Below are 16,377 nucleotides of genomic sequence, written 5' to 3'. Positions count from 1 at the left end.
CCGAGCCGAGGGCGAAACGACCGGCGGCCAGTTTTCCCACGTTTCAAGGAGCGAGCCCGATGCAGCCGGCCACCCTCGAACTCAAACGCCAGCTCGACGCCTTCGACAGCGCCAGCATCGTCATCGGCTGCGTCATCGGATCGGGGATCTTCATCGTGCCGGCGCTGACCGCCTCGCAGGTCGGGTCAACGGGGCTCGTCCTCCTGGTGTGGATCGTCGCAGGCGCGCTCAGCCTCTGCGGCGCGCTCGCCTACGCCGAGCTGGGGGCGAGTCTGCCGGCGGCGGGCGGTCAGTACGTGTATCTCCGCGAGGCGTACGGCCGCATGCCCGCGTTCCTCTACGGCTGGACGCTGTTCCTGGTCATCCATGCGGGCGGCATGGCGGCGCTGGGGGCCGCGTTCGCGATCTACCTCGGTTACTTTGTCCCGCTGACCGTGGTCGAGGCGAGACTCGCCTCGGTTGGACTGATCGTCGTTCTCGTGGTGGTGAACTGTCTCGGCGTGCGGCTGGGGGCGCGCGTGCAGAACGTGCTCACGGCGGTGAAGGTCGTGGGTGTTGCGGCCATCGTGTTCGTCTGCTTTGCCGCGACGGAGGGATCTGTTACGCACTTCGTACCGTTGTGGGGGGACGGAACTCCACCCGGCGGATGGGCCGCCGGTGTGGGCGCGGCGATGGTGGGGGCGCTGTGGGCTTACGAGGGGTGGCACAACTTCGCGTTCGTGGCCGGCGAGACGGTGAACCCGGAGCGCAACGTTCCGCTGGCGCTCGTCTGCGGGGTGGCCGTGGTGATGGCGCTCTACCTGGCGGCCACGCTGGCGTATTTGTACGTGCTTCCGTTCGACGCTCTTTCGCGGTCGACGCATGTCGCCGCCGACGCGATGCGGGTCGCGGTGGGACCCGCGGGAGGCACTCTCATCTCGCTGCTGATTCTTCTGTCGGTCACGGGCGCCGTGAACGGCATGACCCTGGCCGGGCCGCGCGCCTACTACGCCATGGCGCGGGACGGGCTGTTCTTTCCGGGTCTCCAGCGCGTTGACCGCCGCTTCGGCACGCCGGTGCCCGCCATCGTCGCGCAGGGTGTATGGGCGTCCGTGCTGGCCGCGAGCGGGCGATACGATCAGCTCTTCACCTACGTGATCTTCGCCGCGTGGATCTTCTATGCGATGACCGTTGCCGCCGTGATCGTGCTGCGCCGCAGGCACCCGGAGTGGCGGCGGCCGTACCTCGTGTGGGGGTATCCGGTGCTGCCGGCGCTGTTCGTGATCGCGGCCGGCGCGTTCGTGCTCAACACGCTGGTGAGCCGTCCGCGCGAGTCCGCGTGGGGCGCTGGAATCGTGCTGCTCGGCGTGCCGGCCTATTTCCTCTGGCGGCGGCGTTCGAAATCGATCGCGTGAGTGCCGGGCGGCAATACCAACCGCACGGAACGGCGCGGCCCGTCGTAGGTCAGCTCGCGCGCGGTGACCTGGCGGCCGTCGACGCGAACCGCGTTCGGCCGTTCGCCGGAGTAGCAATCGACCGTGGCTCCCTCCGGGCCGACCATCACCGTCCAGCGCGCCCGGCCGCTCTCGACGCTGCCGGCGCCGGACACCGCGCGGTCCGATCGCAGCCACATCTGCCTGCCCGCCTCGAGCCACGTCCCCTCCTCGACGCTCACGGTCGTGGTTCTGCCCTCGACACGGGTGACGCGAAAGCTTCGGGCGTCGGTGTCGATGTCCGCGACGCGAAGGCGCGCGCCGTCGCGCAGCGCGAAGCCCACCCGATCCTCGCGTGCGCCGAGCCTGACACGCAGCCCGAGCAGATCCGTCTCCTCGATCGTGTCGACGGCGGGCCGGTCGTGGGCGGCCGCCGGCTGCGGAAACAGCAGCACGAGGAAGGCGTCCCTGCCGGTGCCTGTTGCGCTCACTTCCAGGTACGCGCGCTCCTCGAGCCGCTGCGCGTTCATCCGGGCAATGTCCGACATCGGGATGTGCCCCGCGCGTTTCTCGAGCCGCGCGTCCTGCGGCGCGAGCACGTTCATCCACAGGCTCGCGTTCGGCTTCCGGATCCATGCCTGCCGGCCGGCCACCTCGAGGTCGCGCGCGAACTCCGGGTGGAACACCTGGCTGTAGCGGTGGCGGCCGGGTGATTCGAGCCGGTCGAACAGCACGAAATATCCCGGTTTCACGAACATGATGGTTCGATCGAACCTCGTCAACGCCGGACGATACACAGGGCGCAGGTCTGCCCGCACCTGGTCGTGCACGTCGCTGAGCAGCACGGTCGCGATGCGCGGGTACTGGTCGAGCGCCGCCACGTCACTGCGATGGTCGGCGATGCGCTGGCTCGCCGGGTTGCCGTCGACGAGCACGACGTTGTGTCCCGCGCTCTGGATGAAGTACGGCTGGTAGAGCTCGTCCGCGTAGAACTCCGTCGGCCCCGCCTCGGCGAGCAGCGTCTCGCCGAACCCCGCGAGCTGAAACGAGCCCTGGTCCAGGTGATTGTGGTTGAAGAAGGGGCCGGCCGTGAAGTTCAGGATGAGCGCGTCCTCGTCCCAGCCGGTCCGAAAGACCACGCCCCCCTTCTTGTCGAAGTAGCGGGAAAGAGGCAGGTCGTCGGGCGGCGTTGGAGCGACCCGCGGGTCGTACCAGACGAAGTCGAAGACGTCGGACGCCGGCCGTCGCTCGGCGGCAAGGGCGGCACGCTGCTTCAGATATTGTTCGTAGTACCACTGCGCTCTCCCGTCGCCTGTGTGTGACGCGAGCCAGGCCCACGGGGTCAAGACTCCAGGCCGCGGCGCGGTGTCACCGAAATCGAGCTGCCGGTAGGGCAACTGCAGGGCGTAGAGGGGGTAGAGGTGTGAGCCGGCCACGTCGTACTCGCGGGAGAGATCGACGCCGAGGACATTGTTGAGCGCCGCGAGCGCACGCGCGGATCCCTCCAGGTCGAATTCGTGATAGTCGATGCCCTCACCGTAGCTGCCGTCGGCGAGGTAGGTCGCCCTCCAGTGGCTGCGCAACTTCTGCAGGAGCCCCGACAAGTACGGCTCGGCCTCGTCCCGGCTCTCCGCCGCCGCCAGCAGCGCGACCAGCGAGCCGCCCGCCGCGTGCGCGATCCAGTTGCTCGTGTGGAATGGGATGCGGTCGTTCGCGTAGTACTCGCGGAACGCCGGCACGATCGCCTTCTCGAACAGCGCCCGGCGCACCTGCGCGCGCTCCTCCGCGGTCAGGCTGTCGTACAGGAGGTCGTAGCCGAACGCCACGCCCGCCGCGAAGATGCCGACGGGATAGTACGTGTGCTGGCCGTGCTGCGTGAACCACGGATGCGTCCACGTCTTCCACCGGGTGGTCTCGACGAGCGCCGCGCGCGCCGCCCGGCCGGCCTCCGCGTCGCCGGTCAGCCAGTACACGAACGCGTTGGTTTGAATCAGCCCGCCCGCATGTCTCAGGATCGCGAGATATGGATACATGCCGGCGAAGCTCGGATTGCTCTCCAGGGCCCCAATGTCCCGCCCGGCCTCCAGCCCTGCCGTCTCGCGGAGTTGGCGCGCGTGCGCCTCGATCGCTTTCCACCACGCGTCCGTACCGGGTAGCCGAGTGCGCTCGAGCAAGCTGCGCCGGTCTGCCTCGCCGAAGTACAGGCGCGGGTGGGTTTGCGACGGCCACGGCCCGCTGACCGGGCGCTCAGTGCTCTGTGGCTCGACAACGTCGGGCGGCGCACGACGGGCGCCTTCGACTTCAATCTCGTCGAGGTGCAGCGAGTACTGATTTGCGGGATTCGCCTCGGGCACATCGATTTCCCAGTACATCGCCTGAATCGACAGGCCGTCAGCAGGCGCGCGATCGCCGTCGAGGAACCGTTGAAGCGGAACGCTGGCGTGCTGCCACTCGTCCCGCGCGGGGCGCGGGATCGCGTGCGCGTACCGCACGCCGTCGCTGCCGCACAGCACGATGCGGAGCTCGCCTGGCGGCACGTACGATCGAATGAAGTACGAGAACCGGACGCGGGACCCGGAGGACACGACGAGCTCAATCCGCTTAATCGCGCCGAAGCTCACCGGCCCGGGCTGCACGGGCCGAATGCGGCGCATCAGCGCGAAGCGGCCCAGGGCCGGGACGGGCGAAGGCAGCAGGCTGGGATCCCACGCGACGTCCTGCGCGGGCGGATAGCTGGCCCAGCGTTTCAGCTCGCCCGATTCGAAGTCCTCGCGATACGCAAACGGCTCGGTGGCCAGCCCGGCACCGGACACCAGCATCGACGCCAGCCACGCGACTGCGAGCCCGCCCGCACCGGGCAATCGATTCATGTCCAGCCCCACGTCCGACGCGAAACCCCGGCGCGCCCCCATTCTGCCAATCAGAACGACGATGTCATTGCCGGGTGGGAACGTCCCGCGATTCTGCGCGCGCCGGGGTCCGTTGTCAAGGAGGCGGGGCGGAGCGGCCGCCTCGCCTGCCTCGTTCTACGTTATAGAACGACTTCGCGCCCAACACTGAGATTTCTCTTGTGAACCGCGCTGGAACGGGTACACTGCCCGTGAACCGATCATGCCCACAAACAACTACATCGAAGCGATCGAGCGCGCGATGCAGGTCCTCGAGGCGTTCCAGGGGCAGCGCGAGCTGCCGCTGCGGGAGCTGGTGGCGCGCACGAAGCTGGTCAAGAGTTCCGTCTTCAGGATTCTCTTCACCCTTCAGCGGCTGGGGTACGTGGAACGCACCCCTGACGGCCGCTACTCGCTCACGCGGCGGTTGCAGCGGACGGGCGGCGACGTCGGCGCTGCCCTCGACCTGGGCGAGCTGGCGATGCCGCTCGTCACGCCGCTGGCGCGGCAATTCCAGGAAACCGTCAACGTCGGCGTGCTGGATGACGGTGAGGTGTCCTACATCCGGGTGATCGAAAGCCCTCATGCCCTGCGCCTCGCCGCGCACGCGGGCATGCGGAGCCCCGTGCACTCGACGTCGCTGGGCAAGTGCCTGCTGTCCCGTCTCTCCCGCACGGAACTCGACAGGATTTTCAAGGGCCGGCCCCTGTTTGCACGAACCGAGCGCACCATTCGAAGCCGGACCGCTCTGTACGCGGAGCTGGAGCGGGTGCGAGCGCGCGGCTATGCCGTCGACAACGAAGAGGATTCCCGCGGCGCTCGCTGCATTGCAGCCCCCATCCTCAACGCGGCCGGCCGCGTCGTCGCGGCCGTCAGCATCTCCGGTCCGGCCACGCGGATTCGCCCGGACCGCGATCGTGAGTTTGCCGCGGCGGTCATGGAGTCCTGCCGTCGCATTTCCGCCGTGCTCGGCTACAAGCCCGATGCGGCGCGCGCCGCGAATGAGTGAGGGGTTGACCGCCGGCTGCGCCCGGATCTGCATCTCGCCGCGTCCCGGCACGCCGCTCGCCGGGTTCGGGGCGCGCCAGGGGGTGTCGCGTGGCGCTCACGATGAACTCTACGTCCGCGCGCTCGTGCTCGAGCGCGACGGTGTGGCGCTGGCTCTGGCCGCCGCGGACCTGCTGGCACTGCAGGCGGCATTTGTCGATCGGGTGCGCGCCGCCATCGAGCGGCGGATCGGTCTGGCGGGCGACGCGATCCTCATCGCCGCGACCCACACCCACGCGGCCCCCCTCACGTTCACGACGTTTGTCGACGCGTCCGAGCGTCCCGATCCGGCCTACATGCAGTCGCTGGCCCAGGCGGTCGAAGACTGCGTAGCCCTTGCCTGGGAGAACCGCGGTCCGGCAGCGGCCGGCGTCGGGTCGGGCCGCATCAGCGGATTCGGCGTCAACCGCCGTACCTCCGATGGCACGCCGGTCGACGAAGAGATCGGTCTCATCACGGTGGCCGGCGCGAGCGGCCGGGCGCGGGCGGTCCTGGTGAACTACGCCTGCCACCCAACCGTGCTGGGACCGGACAACCTGCTGGCGACCGCCGATTTTCCCGCCTTCACGATCGAGCGGCTGGAGCGCGCGCTCGCTCCAGATGGGTTCGCCATGTTCGTCAACGGCGCGCAGGGCAACGTGGGGCCCGGCCACTCGTCCGAGAAGAGCGCCATCGGCATCATCGAGGGGGGCCGCACGTTTGAACGTGCGCGGGAACTGGGGGAGCGGCTCGCCGAGGCGAGCCTCGGCGCGCTCGCCGGCATCCCGGCCCGCGGCGACCTCGAGCTCGGTTTTGCGACCGCGCGCGTGGACCTGCCGCTGAAACGGTACCCCTCCAGCGATGCCACGGCGGCCGCGTGGCGCGCGGCCGAGGCGAGGCTCGCCGCGCTCGAAACGGCGGGCGTGGCGCTCGAGGACACCTCCGGCGCACGCACGGCGCGGATGTACGCCGCGATTCACGACTTCTACGCACGCGAAGCCGAGGCGCTCGGCGGGAAGCGGCTGCCGATCACCCTGCAGGCGCTGCGCATCGGCGACGCGATGATTGTCGCAGTCCCCGCCGAAGCGTTCGTCGAGCTGGGCCTGACGATCAAGCGCCGGGCCGGTCGCCCGACGTTGGTGGCCGGCATTGCCAACGGCTATATCGGATATCTGCCCACGCGCGAGGCCCACGCGGCCGGGGGCTACGAAGTGGTGGCGTCCAAGTGCGGAGAGGGCGCGGGAGACGTGCTGGTGGAGGCCGCGCTCGATCTCGAGAGGCGTCTGTTCGGCTGCCGGTAACGAAACGTGACCTCAGACCGCCGACCGCAACGGACCCTGAATGGAATGAAGCAGCCACGCCGGCCCTTTCTCTGGCTGACCGCCGCACTTGCGCTGCTGGTGTCAGCGCTCGTGTTCGCCCAAGCCCCTGCAAAGCACGTGGTGGTGATCTCCATCGATGGATTGCCGATGGATTACATCCTCAACCGTGACGAGTACGGCCTGGAGATTCCCCACCTTGCCATTGAAGCAGACGCAAAAGGCAAGATTGTGCGTTGGAACGCCTGCGCGCAGGCGTTTGGGGGAGCCGCTTCGATTGTCCTGCGCTCGAAGGGCGATGAGGGCTCTGCGGCGAAGGTCAAGCTGTTGTTCGCCCGACTCGCAGCGGACCCAGCCAATGGAATTGCGCTCGTGTTCGATGAGGCGGAGATCGGGCAACGAGGAGGCGACACGCGGGCCGCAGTCATGCTTTCGGCAGCGGGGTGCACGGCCATGACCCGAGAATGAGCTCGCTTAAGGCCACCTTCATAGCCTCGGGCTATGGCATCAGATCCGGCGAGGCGCTGTCCGAAATCGAAATGGTGCGGATTGCCCCGACGATTGCGCGCTATTTGAATGTGGGTCTTGCGAATGCGGAAGGCAAACCGATCGAAGGAATTCTAGAGTAAGCCCCGCTGAGAACGAGGTCATTTCATGCCCGGACAACTCGAGCTGGCAGACCACACGGTCATCGTCGGCTACTTCGCGCTGCTGACCATCGTTGGTTTGTACTTCTGGAAGCGGGTACGCCACGTCCGGGACTTGTTCGTCGGCAACAACCGCGTGCCGTGGTGGCTGGCCGGGATTTCCTTTTACATGACCAGCTACAGCGCGTTCATGTTCGTGGCGTACTCCGAGATGGCGTACCGCTACGGCCTGATCGCGGTGACGCTCGCCTTCTCGGCTCCGGTCGCGGTGCTCGTCGGCACCCTGGCGCTGGCGCCCCGGTGGAGGCGCGCGCGCATCATCAGCCACGTTCAGTTCCTCGAGATGCGGTACAGCACCCACATCCGGCAGGCGCTCGCCTGGTCGGGCCTTCCGCTCAAGGTCGTCGACGACGGACTGAAGATATACGCCACCGGCGTGTTCGTCTCCGTTGGGCTCGGCTACGACCTCGAGACGAGCATCGTGGCGAGCGGAGTCATCATGCTGGGATACACGTTCCTCGGGGGCCTCTGGGCCGTCCTGGTGACCGACTACGTCCAGTTTCTCGTCCTCACGCTCGCGGTCGTCGTGCTCTTTCCCCTCGCGATCGCGCGTGTGGACCTGGGCACGCTGGCGGCCGCGGGGCAGCCCGGCTTCCTTTCGCCGATCAACGCCCCGTTTTCCCCGCTGTATGTCGCCGCCTTTTACCTGCTCGTCCTGCTGGGCTACAACGGCAACTGGGCCCTCGCGCAGCGCTTCTACAGTGTGCCCGATGAACGCGCCGCGCGTAAGGCGGGCTTCCTGGCCGTGGCGCTCATGACGGTGGGGCCGCCGCTCTTCATCCTGCCCGCCGTTGCCGCGCGGAGTCTGCTGCCCGAGCTGATGGACCCGCCCAACTCGCCGCAGTACGCCTACGCCATGCTGGCGATCCGGTTTCTCCCGGCGGGTCTCGTCGGCCTGATGATCGCCGCGATGTTCGCCGCGACGATGTCGACGCTCAGCAGCGATTACAACGTGATGGCGAGCGTGGTGACCGAGGACATCTACCACCGCCTCATCGACCGTCATGCCAGCGAGCGCCGCCTGATGATCGTCGGCCGGCTGGCCACGCTGGCGATAGGCGCGGTCACGATCGTGATCGGCGTCGGCCTCGTCGCGGCCGCCCGGCAGGGACTCTTCGAGGTGATGGTCGCGCTGTTCGCTCTCTTCGTCGGTCCGATGATCATCCCTCTTCTGGGCGGGCTCCTGACACCTCGAATCACCGCGCGCGGCGCCGCCGCCGGCATCGCGGCGGGCTTCGCGTCCGGCCTGGCGATGTACCTCTACAAGACGCTCGTGATCGCCGCCCGTCCCGACGCGGACCCAACCTGGCTCCACTACGACTTCGAGGCCCTGACGATCCTGGTCAATTTCGCGCTGACCACCACGACGATGATCGTGACCTCCATCTTCGACCGTCGATCCGCTGAAGAACAGGCACGCGTCGACGCGTTTTTCGCGAGGCTGGCGCTCCCGATCGAGCCAGGCGTGGCTCCCGCTGCGAACGGCGCGACCGTCTTCTCGCCGCTGGCGGTGGTTGGCTGGGCGAGCGCCGGAACCGGCCTCCTGCTCTTCGCTGCCGCCGCGGTGCAGGCGGCTGGCTGGGGGAGGGTCATCAACGTGGGCGTAGGCGCCGTCCTGTGTCTGCTCGGGCTGGGGATGGTGTGGCTGTCCCGCCGGCTCACGCTTCCGGCCGCGAGGCCTGACGTCGCTGTCGGCGATCCCGTCGAGAGCGCCCGCCCGTAGGGGCGCCGCCGCCGGATTCTCATGCACCTGGCAACCCGGCTAACCCGCGACCTGGTGGCGATTCCCTCGGTAAATCCGATGGGCACCGGCGCGTCAGGCCCGTTGTACTCGGAACGCGCGGTCGCCGAGTACGTCCAGGCCTTTCTCCGCACGCTGGGCATGGACAGCGAGATTTGGGGTGAAGACGAGACGCACCCGAATCTGACCGCGGAGTTGCAGTGCGGGTCGCCCGCAACGGTGTTGCTGGAGGCCCACATGGACACCGTGTCCCACGAGAACATGTCGATCGATCCGTTCGATCCTGTGATTCTCGATGGGCGGCTCTATGGACGCGGTTCTTGCGACACGAAGGCTTCTCTCGCGGCCTATCTGTACGCGCTTCACCAGGTTTGCACCGGCTCCAGAAGGCCGAGCCTCAACGTCATCCTGGCGGCGGTTCACGACGAGGAGTACACCTTCGGAGGCGCGCGCGAACTGCTCCGGCGAGGCGTGGCCGCCGACTTCGCTGTTGCCGGCGAGCCAACCGGCCTCGACATCGTGTACGCCCACAAAGGTGTCTGCCGTTTCTTTGTCACCACCAGGGGCGCAGCGGCGCACGCGGCCGTACCATGGCTCGGGTCGAACGCGATCCATCGGATGAGTGAGGTCCTGTCATCGCTCGCGGCGTGTGCCGATGCATTGGCCCTGCGCCCGCATCCCCACCTCGGGCCCGCGACGCTGAATGTCGGCAGGATTCTTGGCGGGGACACGGTCAATACGGTGCCCTCCTGGTGCCGGATCGAAGTCGATCGCCGGCTCCTCCCGGGCGAGAGCTTCAGCGATGTCAGGCAGGGCCTCGCGGAACTTCTCGCTTCGCGCACCGACGTCACGATAGAGGACGCCTACCTCGATGTCCCCGCGGTGTACACGGACCCGACGGCAACGCCCTGTCGGCAGCTCCTGGCGGCATGCCGCGGCGCCGGCTTTGAGCCAACGTTCGCGACCGCGCACTACGCGACCGACGCATCGATCCTCTCGACTGCCGGCATGGCCACGCTCGTTTTTGGACCCGGCTCTGTTGAGGTTGCGCACGGCGCCCGCGAGTGCGTGCCCGTTGCAGACATCGAGGCAGCCAGCCTCGCAATCACCGAACTCATCAGCTCATGAGAGACCGTCATGGCGACTTCAGAACGAACAGTCCAGGGCTTGATCATCGATGGGCAGCGGGCGGAAGCCGCCGACCGCGGCACGCTTGACGTGCACGACCCGTCAAGCGGCGAACTGCTCGCCGTGCTGGCGAAAGCGACGACGGCCGACGTGGATGCCGCGGTCCAGGCGGCGCGCCGCGCGCTCGAATCCGGCGCCTGGGGCGGACTGGCGCCGGCCGAGCGCGGCCGCATCCTGATGCGAATGGCGCATCGCATCCGCGACCGCGCCGAGGAGCTGGCCGCGCTCGAGAGCCGGGACAACGGCAAGCCGCTGCGGCAGGCGCGCACCGACGTCCAGGTGGCGGCGCGCTACTTCGAGTTCTACGCCGGCATCGCCGACAAGATCATGGGAAACACGATTCCCGTCGGCCCGGGCATCCTCGACTTCACGGTCCGGGAGCCGATTGGCGTATCCGCGCACATCGTGCCGTGGAACTATCCGATCCAAATCGGAAGCCGCGGCATCGCCCCCGCGGTCGCCGCCGGATGCACGGTTGTGCTCAAGCCCTCGAGCGAAGCGCCGATGACGGCACTGAAGTTGGGCGAGATCGGACTCGAGTGCGGCCTGCCAGCCGGCGTGCTGAACGTCGTCCCGGGCACGGGATCGGAGGCCGGCGCCGCGCTCGCGTCGCACCCCGACATCAACCAGCTCACGTTCACCGGATCGGTCGATGTCGGCGTGCAGGTGGCGAAGCTGGCGGCCGGGAACGTCGTTCCGGTCGTGATGGAGCTGGGCGGCAAGTCACCCAACATCGTATTCGCCGATGCCGACATGGATCTCGCGCTTCCAGGCGTGGCGAACGCGATCTTCCAGAACGCCGGGCAGACCTGTTCGGCGGGGTCGCGCCTCCTGGTTGAACGAAAAGCTCACGACGAAGTGGTGGACCGGCTGGTCACGCGCGCCGGGGCCATGACACTCGGGCCGGGCATCGAGGATCCGGACATGGGCCCGATCATTTCCCGCCGCCAGCTCGAGACGATCGAGAGCTACGTCACGATCGGCCGGCAGGAAGGCGCCTCGGTCGTGGCCGGCGGCCGCCGGCCGGACGATGCCCGCCTCCACGGCGGCAACTTCTACGAGCCGACGCTGCTCGACCGCGTCCAGTCCGACATGCGCGTCGCACAGGAGGAGATCTTTGGGCCCGTGCTGGCGATCATCTCCTTCGACGACATCGAGGAGGCGGCGGCGATCGCCAACCGAAGTCAATACGGCCTCGTCGCGGGTATCTGGACCCGTGACATCAACAAGGCACTCTCGCTCGCCGGCCGGATCAGGAGGGGTCAGGTCTACGTCAACACGTACGGCGCAGGGGGCGGTGTCGAGCTGCCATTCGGCGGGTACAGGAAGAGCGGCTACGGCCGTGAGAAAGGCCTCGAGGCGCTGGCCAGCTACACGCAGGTCAAGAACGTCTGCGTCAAATACGCCTGACGATTGCGGCTGGCGCGGGACCAGGCGGCTATCGCCGGTCCCGTGCCGAGGATGCCGTCGCGCGCTCGACGACCATCACCGTCACCTGTGAGGGATACTGCTTCGAGTGGTGGACGGCATTGTGCGCCACCACGCCCGTCGCCTCGTCATAGTTGTTGCCGCCCGTATTGAGGTTGCGGTCGAAGCGCGGGAAGTTGCTGCTGGAAACCTCGATTCGGAGACGGTGACCGGCGTCGAAGTAATTGCTGGTCGTGAGCGGCTGAAACGCGACCTTGTACACGTTCCCGGGCTCCATCCAGGTGAGCGGCTTGTCGTACCCGTTTCGATAGCGCATGCGCTGGATCGATTCGTCGAGGTTGTAGGCGCGCCCGTCCGGGTAGACGTCGAGCACCTTGACGGTGAAATCGGTATCCCTGGCGTCCGACGATACATGGAGCGCCACCTCGATGGGGCCGGAGACCTCAATCCCCTTCTTCAGCGGCTCCGTCGTGTAGACGAGGACGTCGGCGCGGGCTTCCATCTTGCGCTGGTCGAACGAGCCGCCCTGGATCGCGTTGCCGGTGCAGCACACGTTCCCGCCGTACGAGGGTACGGGGTTCATCGGATCGTACGTAAACGCGTCGGGTATATCTGTGTCGGGTGGCGACGTTGCAAGGACGCCGTCGCCGGCGAGCGAGTTGGCCCTGCCCGCGCTCGACAGGTACCAGGTCATCGGCCGTGCGCCGGCAGGGGGCCACGTGTCCGATGTCTGCCACTTGTTGATCCCCATGGTGTAGTACGTGACCTTCGGGAGGGCGTCGAGCCGGGCGCTCGTTTCACCTTTCAGGAACCGGTCGAAGAAGCTGTACACAATCTCGTCGTAGTCCAGCCGCGCATCGCCCATGCTGCGTTCCCCGACGATGGTGTCTGCCGTGGCGCGCGTATAGGAGCAGTGCGCGACCGGCGCGATGATCGCCCACTGCTGGTCCGCAACCCCGCGCGAGGCGACCTTGCGAGCGTGGTTGTAGAGCGCCAGGTTGGGGCCAACCGAGACGTCGTACCAGGACATGAACCACAGGCCTGGTACGTCGAGCGGCATATCGTCGTGATACAGCCCTCCCTTGTACCAGGCGGGATCGTTCGGGGCGCGCTGAATCATGCGCCCGCCGGTCTCGACCGGCATCGCATCGGCAAAGATGCCGCGCGGCGCATCGACCGCCTTCAGCATGTCCTGCAGCGGAAGGTGCCAGAAGGCCTTCGACCAATCGACCGGCGGGAGCTGCTGCGCGAGGTCGAAGGACCTCGAGGCCCGGATCAGATCCTCCTGCGGGGTGCCGGACGGGAACATCGGACGCACCTGGTTCTGCTGCCGGGAGATCCAGGCCGCGAAGAGCATCTGGAACGCGCCGCCGCGATACCAGTTGCCCTGCTCGTAGTACGGGCCGACGCGTCCGACGCCCGCGCCGAACCCCTGCACGTTCATCGCCGCGAACGCCGGGTGCCCCATCGCGGCGATTGCCATCTGGTATTCCGCCGTGGACGAACACCCCGTCGTTCCCACTTTGCCGTTGGACCAGGGCTGCGAGGCGATCCAGGAGAGCGCATCGTGGCCGTCCGTGCGCGGCGCGCCCAGAAGGTCGTAGTTGCCTTCAGAGAAGAAATGGCCCCGCTCGTTCTGGACGATGAACGCGTAGCCGCGCTTGACAGCGGTCAGGGCCTCCGTCATGTCGGCCGGCACGCTGTTGCGCACATCCCAGAAGTTGAAGTTGTAGGGGGTGCGCACCCAGATTGCCGGGACTTTCCCGTCCGCGTTCCTGGGTCGATAGATGTCGGTCGCCAGGCGGATGCCGTCGCGCATCGGCATCATCACTTTGCGGTCGATGATGGCGATCGACTGAAGCTCCTTCTCGGTCTGCCAACGGCGCTCTTTCTCTTCGCCCGTCAGCGTTCCCTGCTGCGCCTGCACGATCGCGGCAGCACCAGAGAACAGCGCGACGGCGACGACGATTGCACGGCGAAAGGAATTCCTCATAGCGGCCGATCTCCTCGACTGATTAGACTGACAGCGCGGTTGTGACCTCGTACAACCATTGGGTTCCCTGGCGCAGGCTCGCAATCCGGATGCGCTCATCGGGCGCGTGAATCGCCTCGAACTCCTTCCGGGTTGCCGGGAAAGGAAAGACGCCGTACACAGAAACGCCCCGCGAGCGGAGATACCGCGCATCAGACGCGGCCGGCGCCATGTAAGGCACGGTCGCGCACGCGGGCCAGAGTCTTGTGGAGATCTCCTCGAGGGCCCTGAATTCGGGGGTGTCGTGGGGGGTCGCCGGCCCGTCATACGGCGACGGCGGATCGGCGCTGAAGCTGCCGGGATCGCATCCCGTGAGCTCGCCCAGTTCGGCGATCAGCGACTCGATCTGCTGGTCCGGGAGCAGGCGGCAGTTGATGACGCATTCGGCTTCCACTGGAATGACGTTGCTCCTCGTGCCTGCTTTGAGAATGGTCGGGCACACCGTGGCCCGTAGCAGCGCATTGTAAACGGGGTTGGCTCGAGTCACCGCGTCGAGAGCGTCCGGGTGGGCCGCCTCGCCAAGATTGGCGACGTCGGTGAGATGGCGCGCGAGGTCCTGGGGCTCGAAGCGCGCCATGCGACGAAGGTATTCACGCGCAAGATCCGTGGTGTGCACCCGCGTCGAAAAGGGATGCAACGGCGCCACCGCGCGGGCGAGCGCCACGACGGGATTGTCCGCCAGGGGAGTCGAGGCGTGCCCGGCCGTGCCTCGACAGCGCAGCCGCACCGTGTAGCTCTTCTTCTCCGCGCACTGGATCGGAATGTAGTCGACCTGACCACCGCCGTTGAGCAGCGGCGGGTCCCCCTCAGCCAGAGCCACCTGGCTGTCGATTTCGCCCCAGTGCTTCTCGAGCAGGAATCTCATGCCCTGCGCGCCACCGGACTCCTCGTCTCCCACCAGGCAGAGGATCAGGTCGCGCGAGCGGGTCGCCTTCTCACGCGCCAGGCGATGGAACACGTGAACGAGTGCGGCCGCCATGGCCTTGTTGTCCAGGGTCCCTCGGCCGTGGATGAATTCGCCGTCGCTGTGCCCGGAAAAGGGGGGATGACGCCACTGCCGGGCGTCAGCGCCGACGACGTCGATATGGGTGGAGAGCAGCAGCGGCGGGCGCGAACCGTTGCCCTTCAGGCGGGCCACCAATTGGCCCCGTCCGGGCGCGGACTCGATCACGCGCGCTTGAATGCCCTCGTGCGCCAGCGCGTTCCCCAGCGCCGCGTTCATCGCGGTTTCCCGCCATTGGCCATCCGGCGGGGGATTCTGCGTGTCGATGCGCACCATCCAGCGCAGGAGCTCGACGACGTCGTGCACGGGCGGCTGGGCGCCTGCCGCTGCCGCCTGCGGCCGACGACGGCCGGCTTCCGCCGGGTCTGTCTGCGTGGCGGCGAACGCGGCGCCGAACAGAACGCCGTTGAACTGCCTTCGATTCATGCTTTTCGCTTTGCCGCCGACCGGTCGAACGCCAGCCGCCCGTCGATGAAGACCTTCTCGACCCGGCTCCACGTTCGCAGAGGATGGTCGGTCCACACGACGAGGTCCGCGTCCTTCCCCTTGTCGATGCTCCCCATCCGATCCGCGACGCCGAGGATCTCGGCGGCGCTCATCGTGATCGCCCTGAGCGCTTCGGCTTCCGGCAGTCCATGCGCCCGGGAGATCGCCGCCTCCATGGCCACCGGCGCTCCCTCGGCGCGATCCGTACAGATCGCGATCTTGACGCCAGCCTCATGCAGTCGGGCGGCGTTCTCCTCGGTGTGCGCGCTGAATTCGTAGCGCCCGCCCCTGCCAGCCGCAATCATGTTGGGCCCGACGACAACCGAAACGCCGGCCCTGGCAAGCCTGTCCGCGACAAGATGGGCGCCCACGCCAATGTCGATCACGACGCGGAAGCCGAACTCCTCTCCCAGCCGCAGAGCCGTAGCGATATCGTCGGGCGTATTCGCCTGGACGCGGGCGGACACTTCGCGGCGAAGAACGCGGCCCAGCGCCGCGAAGCCGGGATCTGCACCCGGCGGGGCTCCCGCATCCTCCAGCCGCTGTCGCGCCCGGCTGAACGCCTCCCGGATCAGGGCCGCCGCTCCCATACGCGTGCGCGGCGCACGTTCACGGAACGAGGCCTTGGGCACCTCGCCCAGTGACAGGCTCATGCCCGCGGTGTTGCTGACGACGATGGCGTCGGGCCGGCCGGCGAGCTTGACGACCGCGCCCATGCCGCCGATGACGTTCTGGGGACCGGGCGAGACGTAGACCGCCGTCACGCCTTCCTTGATCCAGTCGTGGTCCCCGGGCAGGCTGAACGAGTCGACAATCCGGACCTGCGGCACAACCGGGTCCATGCGCTCCCACGAATCGTCCGGACCGATTCCGAACGACGTGCGCGCGTCGATGAGGCCCGGCGTCACGACGGCGCCACGCGCGTCGATCACTCTCGCACCCTCCGGAACCTTCACGGAGAGGCCGGCGTCCAGGATCTTCCCGCCGCCTATCAAGACCACGCCATCCTCGATCACGCCGTGCGAGATCGTGTAGATCCGGCCTCCGCGAAGGGCGTACACGTCGTCCCCGCCGGCGCCCATCACAAGCTCACCGGCCGCCATGAGCGTCACGAACAGCCGCCACCAGCCTGCCCTGTGCATGCGTC

The 16,377-nt window shown here is 67.7% G+C and carries 12 protein-coding genes; 8 read left to right on the top strand and 4 right to left on the bottom strand.

Annotation, left to right across the window (positions count from 1 at the left end; all coding sequences use genetic code 11):
* Nucleotides 1-59 precede the first annotated feature (59 nt).
* Entirely contained in the window at nt 60-1,394 is a 1,335-nt protein-coding gene (locus tag HYU53_13600) for an amino acid permease (protein ID MBI2222227.1), read from the top strand.
* Here the strand turns inward: HYU53_13600 and HYU53_13595 are convergent.
* A complete protein-coding gene (locus HYU53_13595; GenBank protein ID MBI2222226.1) occupies nt 1,355-4,324 on the bottom strand; it encodes a heparinase II/III family protein in 2,970 nt (989 codons plus the stop codon). The genes HYU53_13600 and HYU53_13595 overlap by 40 nt on opposite strands.
* A 199-nt stretch (nt 4,325-4,523) precedes the next feature.
* On the opposite strand from HYU53_13595, the gene HYU53_13590 reads away from it, so the two are divergent.
* Genes HYU53_13590 through HYU53_13560 form a run of 7 tightly spaced genes read left to right on the top strand, consistent with a single transcriptional unit; the run spans nt 4,524 to nt 11,691 of the window.
* On the top strand, nt 4,524-5,309 hold the full coding sequence (locus HYU53_13590) for an IclR family transcriptional regulator (GenBank protein ID MBI2222225.1): 786 nt from the start codon (nt 4,524-4,526) through the stop codon (nt 5,307-5,309).
* Nucleotides 5,302-6,627, top strand: a complete 1,326-nt coding sequence (locus HYU53_13585) for a hypothetical protein (protein MBI2222224.1) — start codon at nt 5,302-5,304, stop codon at nt 6,625-6,627. Before HYU53_13590 ends, HYU53_13585 begins: the two co-directional genes overlap by 8 nt.
* Nucleotides 6,628-6,672: 45 nt before the next feature.
* Nucleotides 6,673-7,113, top strand: a complete 441-nt coding sequence (locus HYU53_13580; protein ID MBI2222223.1) for a hypothetical protein — start codon at nt 6,673-6,675, stop codon at nt 7,111-7,113.
* Nucleotides 7,110-7,274, top strand: a complete 165-nt coding sequence (locus HYU53_13575; GenBank protein ID MBI2222222.1) for a hypothetical protein — start codon at nt 7,110-7,112, stop codon at nt 7,272-7,274. The genes HYU53_13580 and HYU53_13575 overlap by 4 nt, the downstream gene beginning before the upstream one ends.
* A gap of 25 nt (nt 7,275-7,299) precedes the next feature.
* Entirely contained in the window at nt 7,300-9,075 is a 1,776-nt protein-coding gene (locus HYU53_13570; protein ID MBI2222221.1) for a hypothetical protein, read from the top strand.
* A gap of 21 nt (nt 9,076-9,096) precedes the next feature.
* The gene (locus tag HYU53_13565; GenBank protein MBI2222220.1) at nt 9,097-10,221 is read left to right on the top strand and encodes a M20 family metallopeptidase; all 1,125 of its coding nucleotides are present in this window, start codon (nt 9,097-9,099) and stop codon (nt 10,219-10,221) included.
* Between the two features lie 9 nt (nt 10,222-10,230).
* Nucleotides 10,231-11,691: an aldehyde dehydrogenase family protein gene (locus HYU53_13560; GenBank protein ID MBI2222219.1), complete on the top strand. Its 1,461-nt coding sequence runs from the start codon at nt 10,231-10,233 to the stop codon at nt 11,689-11,691.
* A 28-nt stretch (nt 11,692-11,719) separates the two neighbouring features.
* On the opposite strand, the gene HYU53_13555 is transcribed toward HYU53_13560, so the two are convergent.
* From HYU53_13555 to HYU53_13545, 3 genes are all read right to left on the bottom strand, one after another.
* Nucleotides 11,720-13,702: a CocE/NonD family hydrolase gene (locus tag HYU53_13555; protein MBI2222218.1), complete on the bottom strand. Its 1,983-nt coding sequence runs from the start codon at nt 13,700-13,702 to the stop codon at nt 11,720-11,722.
* 22 nt (nt 13,703-13,724) lie between these two features.
* Complete coding sequence (locus HYU53_13550) at nt 13,725-15,050, bottom strand: M20/M25/M40 family metallo-hydrolase (GenBank protein MBI2222217.1); 1,326 nt, start codon at nt 15,048-15,050, stop codon at nt 13,725-13,727.
* Between the two features lie 116 nt (nt 15,051-15,166).
* Nucleotides 15,167-16,372 (bottom strand): amidohydrolase family protein, encoded by a 1,206-nt coding sequence (locus HYU53_13545; GenBank protein MBI2222216.1) that lies wholly within the window; start codon nt 16,370-16,372, stop codon nt 15,167-15,169.
* Between the last annotated feature and the right edge of the window lie 5 nt (nt 16,373-16,377).

This window comes from Acidobacteriota bacterium (genome assembly GCA_016184105.1).
In the GTDB taxonomy this organism is placed as follows: domain Bacteria; phylum Acidobacteriota; class Vicinamibacteria; order Vicinamibacterales; family 2-12-FULL-66-21; genus JACPDI01.
Note: the sequence above shows the minus strand (reverse complement) of the source record. Positions and strands in the feature narration are given on the sequence as shown.